Annotated in this window: 10 protein-coding genes; 4 read left to right on the top strand and 6 right to left on the bottom strand. The window is 69.8% G+C overall.

The genetic code is table 11. The features are described from left to right. Positions 1-36: 36 nt before the first annotated feature. Entirely contained in the window at positions 37-231 is a 195-nt protein-coding gene (locus tag ACFFII_RS13975; protein WP_090753826.1) for a DUF1127 domain-containing protein, read from the bottom strand. Positions 232-542: 311 nt separating this feature from the next. Then, positions 543-1262 carry a 16S rRNA (uracil(1498)-N(3))-methyltransferase gene (locus tag ACFFII_RS13970; RefSeq protein WP_377699485.1) on the bottom strand — a complete coding sequence of 240 codons (720 nt, stop codon included), beginning with the start codon at positions 1260-1262 and terminating at the stop codon, positions 543-545. Positions 1263-1275: 13 nt separating this feature from the next. Between ACFFII_RS13970 and ubiA the strand changes: the two genes are divergently transcribed. Together ubiA and ACFFII_RS13960 are read left to right on the top strand one after the other, a co-directional pair. Further along, positions 1276-2232: a 4-hydroxybenzoate octaprenyltransferase gene (gene ubiA, locus ACFFII_RS13965; RefSeq protein ID WP_377699484.1), complete on the top strand. Its 957-nt coding sequence runs from the start codon at positions 1276-1278 to the stop codon at positions 2230-2232. 58 nt (positions 2233-2290) lie between these two features. After that, positions 2291-4414, top strand: coding sequence for an OmpA family protein (locus ACFFII_RS13960; RefSeq protein ID WP_377699483.1), 2124 nt, complete (start codon positions 2291-2293; stop codon positions 4412-4414). A 36-nt stretch (positions 4415-4450) separates the two neighbouring features. Here the strand turns inward: ACFFII_RS13960 and ACFFII_RS13955 are convergent, their stop codons facing one another. Next, positions 4451-5329 carry a 50S ribosomal protein L11 methyltransferase gene (locus ACFFII_RS13955; protein WP_377699482.1) on the bottom strand — a complete coding sequence of 293 codons (879 nt, stop codon included), beginning with the start codon at positions 5327-5329 and terminating at the stop codon, positions 4451-4453. Next, the gene (gene msrA, locus ACFFII_RS13950) at positions 5329-5997 is read right to left on the bottom strand and encodes a peptide-methionine (S)-S-oxide reductase MsrA (protein WP_377699481.1); all 669 of its coding nucleotides are present in this window, start codon (positions 5995-5997) and stop codon (positions 5329-5331) included. The genes ACFFII_RS13955 and msrA overlap by 1 nt, the downstream gene beginning before the upstream one ends. Positions 5998-6160: 163 nt before the next feature. Here msrA and ACFFII_RS13945 point away from each other — a divergent pair, with 163 nt between their 5' ends. Next, positions 6161-7129 carry a P1 family peptidase gene (locus ACFFII_RS13945; protein WP_377699480.1) on the top strand — a complete coding sequence of 323 codons (969 nt, stop codon included), beginning with the start codon at positions 6161-6163 and terminating at the stop codon, positions 7127-7129. Positions 7130-7189: 60 nt separating this feature from the next. On the opposite strand, the gene ACFFII_RS13940 is transcribed toward ACFFII_RS13945, so the two are convergent. Then, positions 7190-7924: a DUF1236 domain-containing protein gene (locus tag ACFFII_RS13940; RefSeq protein ID WP_377699479.1), complete on the bottom strand. Its 735-nt coding sequence runs from the start codon at positions 7922-7924 to the stop codon at positions 7190-7192. A gap of 185 nt (positions 7925-8109) precedes the next feature. On the opposite strand from ACFFII_RS13940, the gene ACFFII_RS13935 reads away from it, so the two are divergent. Continuing rightward, positions 8110-9588, top strand: a complete 1479-nt coding sequence (locus ACFFII_RS13935; RefSeq protein WP_377699478.1) for an NAD-dependent succinate-semialdehyde dehydrogenase — start codon at positions 8110-8112, stop codon at positions 9586-9588. 157 nt (positions 9589-9745) lie between these two features. Here ACFFII_RS13935 and ACFFII_RS13930 read toward each other — a convergent pair whose 3' ends face one another. Further along, positions 9746-11911: a M10 family metallopeptidase C-terminal domain-containing protein gene (locus ACFFII_RS13930; RefSeq protein ID WP_377699477.1), complete on the bottom strand. Its 2166-nt coding sequence runs from the start codon at positions 11909-11911 to the stop codon at positions 9746-9748. Positions 11912-12052 lie beyond the last annotated feature (141 nt).

Genomic DNA, 12052 nt, shown 5'->3' with positions numbered 1-12052 from the left:
AGGCGGCCCCGGCTTTTTGCTGGCATGTGGACGGGCTCAGAAGCCGCGCGCCACGCGCTCGATGTCACCGCGCACCAAGCCGATGTCGCTCAGTTCGCGGTCGGACAGGGCGTTCAGTTGACGGCGGGTTTCGCGGACGTCCGACCAGTAGCGGAGGGTCGCGGAAACGCGATCAAGAATGCTGGGGTGACGCGCCGCCGAAGGGGCGCGGAGGGTATCGATGGCAGCCATGTCAGAAACCTGTTTTTCTTGCGGCCCGCCTGTTGCGGGCGATCTTCGTCGGTGACGCTGATATAGGCAGATGCCGCCATTCCGACCACGGACGAAGCCGAAATCCAGCTATGTCGCCGGCGCATAACCTGTTGTAAGTAGTAAATTCTTCACATAACTCTCTTTTGTGTGAGGCTGCGAAGAAAAAATCGTCCGCATCGGTCCGGACGCATGAAAATTTGGTTAACTGGAAGTGTTGCCGAACAACCTTTCTCCTAGTGGCAAATTTGTCGCAGGGCTGCGCCATTTGCCTGCTGTGATGGAACGCAACGTCACCGCCAGTCCCCCAGGGACGCCTGCCACAGCGTCAGCGCCGCGACGGCTGCCGTGTCCGCCCGAAGGATTCGCGGGCCGAGGCTGATACGGTGCACGCAGGGCATCGCGGACAGCCGCCGCCGCTCGGCCTCGGACCAGCCGCCCTCGGGGCCGATCAGGATCGCCCAGGGGCCGCCGAGCAGCCCCGCCAGCGTCTCGGCGGGCCCGACCAGAGCCTCGTCGGCCCAGAGGATGCGGCGGCCCATGTCCCAGCCGTCCAGAAGACGCGACAGCGGCACGAGGTCCTCGACCGCCGGCACGAAGGTGCCGCCGCATTGCTCGGCCGCCTCGACGGCATGGGCCTGCAGGCGGTCGCGGCGGATGCGCTCGGAATTGGTGTGGTCGGTCTGGACCGGCAGGATGCGCGCGGCGCCGAGTTCCGCCCCCTTTTCCACGATGAAGTCGGTCCGCACCTTCTTGATCGGCGCAAAGACCAGCCACAGGTCGGGCGGGTCCAGTTGCGGCGCGGATTGTGCCACCGGTTCGACCGTGCCGCCGCGCTTGCCCGCCTGCAGCAGCCGGGCGGTCCATTCGCCCTGCCGCCCGTTGAAGACGGCGATCTCGGCGCCGGGGGCCAGCCGCATCACCGTCGAAAGATAATGTGACTGGTCCGTGTCTAGGGGCACGGGTTGTCCCGGGTCGAAGCGGTGATCTATGTAAAGCCTGATCTTTCCCATGACGGCGGACCCTATGCAGTCTGATGTCTCAACGCCACAGGTCACTGCAACGGTTGCGGACGCACCGCGCGGCAACTGGGTGGACCGCCTCGCCCCGCCCGGCTGGAGGCCTTGGCTGCGCCTCAGCCGCGCCGACCGCCCCATCGGGACCTGGCTTCTGCTGCTGCCCTGCTGGTGGGGCACGGGGCTTGCAATGATGGCCGACCGCCCGGCCTGGGTGGACCTGTGGGTGGTCCTGGCCTGCGCCATCGGCTCGGTCGTCATGCGGGGCGCGGGCTGCACCTGGAACGACATCACAGACCGCGACATCGACGGCGAGGTGGCGCGCACCCGCTCGCGCCCCCTGCCCTCGGGGCAGGTCACGTTGCGGGGGGCCCTGGCCTGGCTGGGGGCGCAACTGGCCGTGGGCGCGCTGATCCTGTTCACGATGAACTGTGCGGCGGTCCTGCTGGGGGTCGCCTCGCTGGCGCTGGTCGCCATCTATCCCTTCGCCAAGCGCTTCACCTGGTGGCCGCAGGTCTTTTTGGGGCTGGCTTTCAACTGGGGCGTGCTGGTGGCCTTCGCGGCCCACGGCGGCACCCTGCATCCCGCGCCGATGCTGGCCTATGCGGCGGGCATCCTGTGGACGCTGTTCTACGACACGATCTACGCCCACCAGGACGCCGAGGACGACGCGCTGATCGGCGTGAAGTCCACCGCGCGGCTGTTCGGCAAGGACAGCCCGCGCTGGCTTCTGGGCTTTGCCGCGGGCGCGGTCCTGCTGCTGGCGGCGGCGGTGGCGGCGACGCGGCCCTCGCCCTTGCCCGCGCTGATCGCGATGGTGGGGGTCGCGGGTTTTGCCGCGCACCTGTGGTGGCAGCTGCGCCAGTTCGACCCGGACAGCAACCCGCTGCTGCTGCGGCTGTTCCGGTCGAACCGGGATGCCGGGCTGATCGTCGCAGGCGCCCTGGCCCTGGCCGGGCTGATGTGATGGAGGCGGTTCGTCCCCATATCGGGCGCATGATCGCCCCCGAGGGAGAGGCTCGCTGATGGCCGGACCGGCGTCCTCGCGCTCCCGCTCGCGCTTTCTCGGCCTTGTCCTGCTGGGCTGGGCCGCGGTCGGAGCCTACGAGGCCGCGCAATGGGCTTTGCCCCAGGTCGAGGAATGGCTTGAGGACCGGGTCGAGACCGCGCTCGCTGCCGGGGGCTTCGGCTGGGCGCGGGTGGCCGGGGACGGGCTGACCGTCCGGATTGAAGGCACTGCGCCGGATGCGGTCGCCCATCTCCGCGCTGTCGCCACCGCGACGGGGGCGGCGACCTTCGGCCGGATCGAGGACGCCATCACCGTTCCCACCCCCGCTGATGCCGCGCCTCCGTCCTTCCGGATCGAGGTCCTGCGAAACGAGCAGGGCACCTCGGTCATCGGCCTGGCGCCGCGCGCCACCGACCGCGAGGAACTGGTCGCGGAACTGGCCCGCGCCGCCGGGCCGGGCCGACTGACCGACCTGGTCGAACTGGTCGAGCAGCCCGCGCCCGAGGGATGGCAGGAAACCGTCGCTTTCGCGGTTCAGGCAGCCGCCCGGATGCCGCGCGCCAAGGTCTCGGTCACGCCGGGACAGGTCCGCATCGACGCCGTGACCGACGGGCAGGCCGAGAAGGCGCGGCTGGAACAGGCCCTGGCCGACACGGTGCCAGAGGGTGTGGCGCTGGTGACGAACATCACCGCGCCGCGCCCGGTCATTGCCCCCTTCGCGCTGGAACTGGTGCGGACGCCCGAAGGCACGCGGCTGACCCGCTGCGCCGCCGACGGCGAGACCGCACGGGACCGCATCCTTGCCGCGGCAGCCCAAGCGGGGGCCGACACGGCGGGCTGCGACCTGGGCCTCGGTGCCCCCTCGCCCGAGTGGGAAAAGGCCGCGTTGGCCGGGATCGGGGCGGTGGACGCCCTACCCGCCGGACGGCTCGAGATCAGCGGTACGCGGGTCACGCTGACCGCGCCCCATGACGTGCCGCAGACCGATTTCGATGGCGCCCGCGACCGGCTGACACGGGAACTGCCGCGCGCCTTCACGCTGGCGGCGATGCTGGACCCCGCGCCCGAGGAGGCAGACGACCAGCCCCTGCGCTTCGAGGCGTCAATGACGCACGGGGGTGTCCGGCTGCAGGGCGCCATTCCGGACGACAGCATGGGCGCGGCGCTGGAAAGCCTGGCCACCGCCCGCTTCGGCACGGTGGAAAGCGACCTCGACCTGCGCGGCGACACGCCCCCGGGCTGGACCGCGCGGGTCATGGCGGCACTCGAGGCGATGGACGGCCTGCAGGAGGGCGCAGCGGCCGTCACGCCCGACCTCATCCGCATCGGCGGCACGACCGGCAGCCCCACGGCCGCGCAGGCCATTGCCGAGCGCCTGGGCACGCGGCTGGGCAACGGGGTGCCTTATGAGCTGGCGCTGATCTACGATCCCCGGCTTGACCCGGCGGTGGACCTGCCCTCGGGCGAGGATTGCGTGGACGCGCTGAACGCCACCATGCAGCAATCCGCCATCGGATTCGAGCCGAACCGCGACGTGATCGCGGGCGACGCGGCGCCGGTGATCGAGGCGCTGGCCGCCACCATGCAGCGCTGCGCGGGCTTCCGCATCGAGATCGGCGGGCATACCGATTCGCAGGGCGCCGACAACATCAACCGCGAGCTTTCCGCCGCCCGCGCCCGCGCAGTCCTTGCCGCCATGGGCGAAGGGGGGATCGACACCGCCAACCTGGCCGCCGTGGGTTATGGCGAAACGCGTCCCTTGGCCCCCAACGACACCGAAGCGGGCCGCGAGGCCAACCGCCGGATCGAGTTCCGCCTGATCTCGCCCCATCCGGTGAACGAACGGCCCGCCACGCCCACGCTCACCCGCGGCGTGACCGGCGGCCCTGCCCCGGCCGGGATGGCGCCCGCCCTGCCGGTGCCGGAAGGGGTGCCCGAGGACGCGACCGAGCAAGAACCCACGCCCGACGAGGTCGCGGCCTCCGAGGGGATCTCGATCCGCCCCGAGACGATCACGCGCGACGGCGCGCGCCTGACGACGCCGGTTCCGCCGCCCCTCTTTCAAGGACCGATGCTTCCCGAGGATGCCGAGCCGGAACCCGACGGCATCCGCCGCCCCCGCGCCCGGCCCGAGGAATAGGCACGGGCGCGCCGGACCCTGCGCCCGCAGTCCGGCTCAGCCCTCGGCGGGCTTGCCCACGACCAGCGTGGTCCATTCCCCAAGGTCGTCGCGGCGCAGGACCGGGACCTTGGCCTCGGCATAGGCCTCGGCCACGGCGTCGGCCTGCTCCACCAGGATGCCCGACAGGATGGCCTTGCCGCCCGGCGCGAGATGGCGGGCCATGTCGGGCGCAAGCTCTATCAGCGGCTGCTTGAGGATATTGGCGAAGACGAGGTCATAGGGCCCGGCGTCATGCAGCAGGGGGTGGCCGAAACCCTCGGCCATCACGCATTCCACCCGCCCCTCCAGGCCGTTGGCGATCACGTTGGCCTGCGCCGTCTCGACCGCGACGGGGTCGATGTCCGAGGCAAGGATGACCCCGGGCAGCACCTTGGCCGCCGCCATCGCCAGGACGGCCGTCCCGCAGCCGATGTCGGCGATGCGATGCGGCGTCTCGCCCGCGGCGATCATGCGGTCCAGCGCCAGCAGGCAGCCGCGCGTCGTGTTGTGGTGACCCGTGCCGAAGGCCATCGCCGCCTCGATGCAAAGCGCCTCGGACCCATCGGGGACCTTGTCGGCGTCATGGGCGCCGTGGACGAAGAAGCGCCCGGCCTCGACCGGGGACAACTCGCGCCGGACATGGGCGACCCAGTCCACCTCGGGCAGTTCCGAGATGGCGAAGGGTTGGGCGCCATGGGCGGCCGCCAGCAGCGCCAGCGCGATCTCGTCGGGCGGGTCGGTGAAATAAACGCCGACCTCCCAGCGATCCGAGCCGTCCTCGATCTCGAAGACGCCGCTGCCGACGGGCTCGGGGGTCAGGTCCTCGCAGTCCTCGGCCAGCGCCTCGGCGGCCTCGCGGCCCTGCAGGTGGGTCAGCGCGGTCCAGGTCGCCATCAGGCCGCCCCGCCGGCCACGACCGAGCTGCCGCCGGTGGAAGAGGGCGAGGGCTCGGGGTTGCCGTCGATCCCGCCGGTGGCCGCGTCATGCAGGGCGCTCGCGCTGGAGGCCTGGACGCCCGTGCCGCGCAGGGCGCAATAGCCGTCCGGCACCTTGTGCAGATACTGCTGGTGCAGTTCCTCGGGCGCGCGCCAGAAGTGATCCAGCGGCGCGATCTGGGTGGTGATGCGGCCATAGCCCTCGACGGCCAGGCGGTTGCCATAGTCGATCTTCGTTGTCTCGGCGGCGGCGGCCTGGCTGTCGTTGGTCGTGAAGATCACCGAGCGGTACTGGTCCCCGATGTCGTTGCCCTGCCGGTTGCCCTGGGTCGGGTCGTGGTTTTCCCAGAAAAGCTTGAGGATCTGTTCCGTGCTGATGCGGCTGGGGTCATAGACCACGCGCACGACCTCGGCATGGCCGGTGTTTCCGCCGCAGACCTGCTTGTAGGTGGGGTTCTGGACGGTGCCACCGGCAAATCCGACCTCGGTCAGGAAGACGCCCGGCTGCTGCCAGAACAGCCGCTCGACGCCCCAGTAGCAGCCCATCCCGAGGACGATCTCCTCGAAGCCCGGAGGGGTAGGGGTGTCGAGCGGGCGGTTGTAGATGGCGTGGGTGGGGGTGGGCATGGCGTGCTCCTGTCGCTTTGCGGGATGATCTAGGGTGCGGGACGGTCCTGCACAACGGCTTGCGCGGGCAGGCGGTTCGGCGCGAAGTTGCGCTGCCACAGCGGGGCGCTGCACCATCGGCGTCTACGACGACCCCGGAAAATCTGGACAAAGGAGAATGAAGATGCGTCCCGGACCGCTGAACCTGATCTCGGACGTCGCGGGGTTGCGGGTGGGCAATGCCCAGGACGCACGGCTGAAGTCGGGCGTGACGGTCCTGACGGCGGACGCGCCCTTTGCCTGCGGCGTCCATGTGATGGGCGGCGCGCCGGGGACGCGGGAAACCGACCTGCTGGCGCCCGACCGGCTGGTGCAGGCGGTGGATGCGCTGGTGCTGTCGGGCGGCTCGGCCTTTGGCCTTGGCGCGGCTGAAGGGGTGATGGCAGGGCTGCGCGCGGCCGGCCGGGGCTTTGCCGTGGGCGAGGCGCGGGTGCCGATCGTGCCGGCGGCGATCCTGTTCGACCTGCTGAACGGGGGCGACAAGGACTGGGACGGAAGCCCCTATCCGGCGCTGGGGCGGCAGGCCTTCGAAGCCGCCGGGACGCAGTTTGCCCTGGGCACGGCCGGGGCGGGCACAGGGGCCATGACGGCGTGGTGGAAGGGCGGCCTCGGCTCGGCCTCGGCGGTGCTGGAGGACGGGACGACCGTTGGTGCGCTGGTGGCGGTCAATGCGCTGGGGTCCGTGACGGCGCCCTCGGGGCAGTTCTGGGCCGCGCCCTGGGAGATGGGGGCCGAGTTCGGGGGCCTCGGCCTGGGCGGCCCCTTTGATCCGGGATATGAGCCCGTGCCGCAGAAGCGGCAGGGCGAGGCCACGACCATCGCCATTGTCGCGACGGATGCGAGCCTGGACAAGGCGGGGCTGACGCGGATGGCGGTGGCGGCGCACGACGGATTCGCCCGCGCGATCCTGCCCTCGCACACGCCCCTTGACGGGGATCTGGTCTTCGCGCTGTCCACGGGGCAGCGGGCGGCCGATCCCTTCCGGCTGGGCCATGCGGCGGCCTGCGTGCTGGCGCGGGCCGTGGCGCGGGCGGTCTTCGAGGCGACGCCCTTGCCCGGCGACCTCCAGCCCTGCTGGCGCGACCGGACATGACAAGGGGGCGAGGCCACTGGCCCCGCCCCGGTTGCGCCTGAAGAGGGAAGCTTCAGGCGATCAGCGGTAAACGTAGACGATGCGGCGGTCCTGGTTCACCAGCACCGGCAGGTCGTTCACGACCACATAGCGATAGTCCGGCTGGCCGGGGACTTCATACAAGGTGACCGACTCGGGAATGCCCGCGCCGACCACGACCTCGCCCTCCAGAACCACCGGCTGCTGCGGGTTCGCGGTGATGTAGGTGCGCACCTCGGGCGGCGGCTCGGGCGTCGCGGCATTGCCCGTGGCGCCCCCGATCGCGGCGCCGACCAGCGCCCCCACCGGGCCGCCCACGACCGCGCCCATCGCCGCGCCGCCCGCCGCGCCGACGGCGGTGTTCGGGGCCTCGGCCGGGTTCGTCGCGGGCGTCTCGATCACGGTCACGCCGACAGCCTGGCGGTTCGGGTAAAGCGGCTGCGGCTGCTCGCCGACCTGCGCGGTCAGGTAGTCGCCATAGGCCCAGCCCTGCTGGTCCTTGTATGTGACCTGGCACCAGTTGGCGGATTCAAGGCAGCCCGCGACCGACACCTCGTCACCATTGGCGATGACGCCCAGGATCGAGGCCGTCGATTGGGGGGCCGAACGCAGGTTCAGGTCGGTCGCGGCCGTCGCCGTGGTCGGCGCACCCGTCGCGGTGACGGCCGGGGCCGCGGGATCGGCAGCGGGGGCCGCAGGAGCGGCGGCGGTCTGGGCCGAGGCGGCACCCGCCAGCGTCAGGGCGGCAAGGGTAGTGGTCGCAAGCAGCTTGCGCATGGGTAGTCTCCGTCGTTGCTCGGGCCGGGGCCCGTCATGGGGCACAATGTCTGCCGAGGCGGCGGGGTTCATCCGCGTCCGATGACGGACGCTCACGATCCCGTAGACTTGCGCTGGACATCCGCCCCCGCTGGTGCTGACCTCTCGGCCGACCGCAACACACGCGCGACCGACCGGAGGACGCCATGACCGCCCATTCGACCGACCTGAAGATGCTGCTCAAGGACCCCTCGCTGCTGGAAACCCGCGCATTCGTGGCAGGCGAGTGGGTGGATGCCGACGACGGCAAGACCTTCGAGGTGAAAAACCCCGCCCGCGGCGACGTGATCGCCCGCGTGGCCGACCTGTCGCGCGCCGAGGTGAAGCGCGCCATCGAGGCCGCGCAGGCCGCCATGAAGGACTGGGCCGCCCGCACCGCAAAGGACCGCGCCAAGGTGATGCGCCGCTGGTTCGAGCTGATGATGGAAAACCAGGACGACCTCGGCACCATCCTGACCGCCGAGCAGGGCAAGCCCCTGCCCGAGGCCAGGGGCGAGATCGCCTATGGCGCCAGCTTCATCGAGTGGTTCGGCGAGGAGGCCAAGCGCGTCTATGGCGAGACGATCCCCGGCCACATGGCCGACAAGCGCATCACCGTGCTGCGCCAGCCGATCGGGGTGGTGGCCTCGATCACGCCCTGGAACTTCCCCAATGCCATGATCACCCGCAAATGCGGCCCGGCGCTGGCCGTGGGCTGCGGCTTCGTCGCGCGTCCCGCCGCCGAGACGCCCCTGTCGGCGCTTGCGCTGGCCGTGCTGGGCGAACGCGCGGGCCTGCCCAAGGGCATCCTGTCGGTCGTGACCTCGTCGCGCTCCTCGGACATCGGCAAGGAGTTCTGCGAGAACCCCCTGATCCGCAAGCTGACCTTCACCGGCTCGACCGAGGTGGGCCGCATCCTTCTGCGGCAGGCGGCCGACCAGGTGCTGAAATGCTCGATGGAACTGGGGGGCAACGCGCCCTTCATCGTCTTCGACGACGCCGACCTCGATGCGGCGGTGGAAGGGGCGATGGCCTCCAAGTTCCGCAACAACGGCCAGACCTGCGTCTGCGCCAACCGCATCTACGTGCAGGCGGGCGTCTATGACGAGTTCGCCAAGCGCCTTGCACGCGCCGTGGACAAGCTGACCGTGGGCGACGGGCTCAAGGACGGCACCACCACCGGCCCGCTGATCAACGCCGACGCCGTGGAAAAGGTCGAGGAGCATATCGCCGACGCGCTGGGGCGCGGCGCTCAGGTCGTCACCGGCGGCAAGCGCCACGACCTCGGCGGCTCGTTCTTCCAGCCGACGGTGGTGACGAACGTGCCCGCGGACGCCAAGGTGTCCACCGAGGAAACCTTTGGCCCGCTCGCGCCCTTGTTCCGCTTCGAGACCGAGGACGAGGTGGTCGCCAAGGCCAATGACACGATCTTCGGACTTGCCGCCTATTTCTATGCCCGCGACATCGGCCGCATCACCCGCGTGCAGGAAACGCTGGAATACGGGATCGTCGGCGTGAACACCGGCATCATCTCGACCGAGGTCGCCCCCTTCGGCGGCGTCAAGCAGTCGGGCCTGGGCCGCGAAGGCAGCCGCCACGGGATCGAGGACTACCTGGAAATGAAATACGTCTGCCTGTCGATCTGACAGCGGCGGCAGCGGCGGCGGAAGGGGCCCGCCCCTTCCGCCCGTGGCCTTGAAGCTTCCGAGAATACAGAAACCGCCCGAGGGAGACCCGGGCGGTTTCGCATTTTCAGAAATGAACTTGCCTCGGGACCAGGGCTGGGCACCCGCGCCGGCTACCTCAGGCGACCAGCAGGTCGTCCTGCAGCGCGTCAAGGGTGATGCCGTCGATCCGCACCAGCCCGCCCGCGAGGCGCAGGTCCACGCCGCCATCACGCTCGGCCGCGTCCGCGATCAGCGCGGCGGCCGTCAGCCCGCCGGCCGTGCGCGCGTCGATGCGGATCAGGTCGATGTCATCCTGGAAGTCCGTGACCCGGCCGCCCTGCCCGGCCGCGAAGACAAAGACGTCGTCGCCGTCCCCGCCGGTCAGCTCGTCATTGCCGCCGCCGCCGACCAGGACATTGCGGGCGCCGTTGCCGACCAGGATGTTGTCCTGCGCGTTGCCGATCACCTGCACGGCCGCGGTGCCTTCGACCAGGACCCGCTCGACATGGGCGCCCAGCACGATATCGCGCGAAGTGACGATGGTGTCGAAGCCGCCGTTCGCGGCCTCGACGATCGTGTCGAAGGTGTCGCGAAGATAGGTGTCGTTGCCGTCGCCGCCGACCAGCCGGTCCGCGCCCGAGTTGCCCGCCAGCGTGTCGTCGCCCGCCATCCCGAACAGCGTGTCGTTGCCCGCCCCGCCGGACAGGTAGTTCACCTGGCTGTTACCGACGACCGTGTTGGCGACCGTATTGCCCGTGCCGTATTTCGCGAAGGACTGGATCAGCAGCAGCGCCTCGAAATGCTCGGCCAGGGTGAAGTTGAATGTCGCCCGCACCCGGTCGATGCCCTGCCCGGCCAGTTCAACCAGCGTGTCCAACGCGTCGATGACATAAAGGTCGTCGCCCAGCCCGCCCAGCAGCCGGTCGGCGCCCGCGCCGCCTTCCAGCGTGTCGTTGCCGCCCTGGCCCTGGATCGTGTCCGCCCCGGCCCGGCCCGCGATCAGGTTCGCGGCCGCGTTGCCCCGGATCATGTCGTTGCCGCGCCCGGCGATGACGTTCTCGATCACCGTGCCTTCCGCGATCGACAGGTTGCCGACCAGCCCGTAGACGCTGGAAACCGCCCCGCCCGCAAGATCGATGTGCTGCGCGGTCGTGTCCGAGCCCAGCTTCAGCCAGTCGGTCCCGCCCTGGTCGAAGATCGTCATCGTGATGGCCGCGCGCGACACCATCAACCCGTTGGCCATGCCGAAGGCGCCGGTGACGTTGCTGCCTTCGCCCCAGACGGAATTGCTGCCGTTCACGTTGCGCGGCGCGCCGTAAAGGTCCTGGATCGCGATGATGTCCGCGATCATCGGCGTCACCGCATAGGCGTAGCTGGCATCGACGACCGTGTTGTCGATCTGGCTGAAATAGGACATCAGCGTCGCCTGCCAGCTGTCGTTGGCATAGCCGTTGTGGATGCCATAGGTGGCGCTGCCGTTGTAGGGCCCGGCATGGCCCAGGCCCAGCGCATGGCCGATCTCGTGCAGGTAGGTCTGGTAGAAATAGGTGTCGAAGCCGGCCGAGGGGCCCTCGGACCAGTTGGCATCGATGTTGATGCGGACCGACTGCAGGGTCGATCCCGTCCAGGACGTGGGCACGGCATAGGCGCTGCCGAACTCGTCGTTGACGAACTGGATGTTGGCCGAGGCGCCCGCGCGCGAACTCGTGTCGAAGCGGATGCCGGTCAGTTCGCTCCAGGCATTCAGCGCCATGCGCGCGACGCGCTGCTCGGCCGCGCCCAGGTCCGAGATGTCGCAGGTCAGCGTGGACCCCTGGGTTGCGGCGAAGCTGCGCCGGGTCTGGCCGTTGTCCTCCCAGAAACCGTCGGTCAGGTAGTCGGCGATCTCGGTCATCGTCAGGATGTCCGAACCGGGTCCGGGGTTCGGCTGGTCCTCGGAATAGGTGACCTGGTAGGTGCCCCTCGAGGAGCCATAGCCGGTGGCAATCAGGTAATAGGTCCCGGTTGCGCCGGCGGTGTAGGTGAATTCCGAATGGTCCCAGGACCCGCTGTCGTCGTTGGAGCCCAGCGTATTGCCCGAGGCATCCACCAGGGTGAGGACGGTGTCCGACAGCGAGACCCCGTCCATCTCGAAGGTATAGGATTCACCGGCCGTCAAGTTGACCGCGATCCAGTCCGCGTCGCCCGAAACGCCGATGCTGCCCCGGAACACGTCGTCCGGCGCGATGCGGTAGCGGGTGCCGCTGTTCGCCGGCGCATCGGCGCCCTCGGAAATGGTGGCATAAAGGGGATCATGGTCCAAGAGGGCGGGCGCTCGGCCCCGGGGGAATGCTGCAGTCATGACGGAGCTCCGGGTAAAATGATACTGGCAAACCGCGTCAATATCCTGCGGCCGACATTTCTCGTTTTATCCCTTGCCGCAAAACCGGGCAATCAAAGCCAC

This window comes from Paracoccus niistensis (assembly GCF_042432925.1).
GTDB lineage: Bacteria > Pseudomonadota > Alphaproteobacteria > Rhodobacterales > Rhodobacteraceae > Paracoccus > Paracoccus niistensis.
The sequence above is the reverse complement of the archived record's forward strand: the minus strand, read 5'-3'. Positions and strand labels throughout refer to the sequence as shown.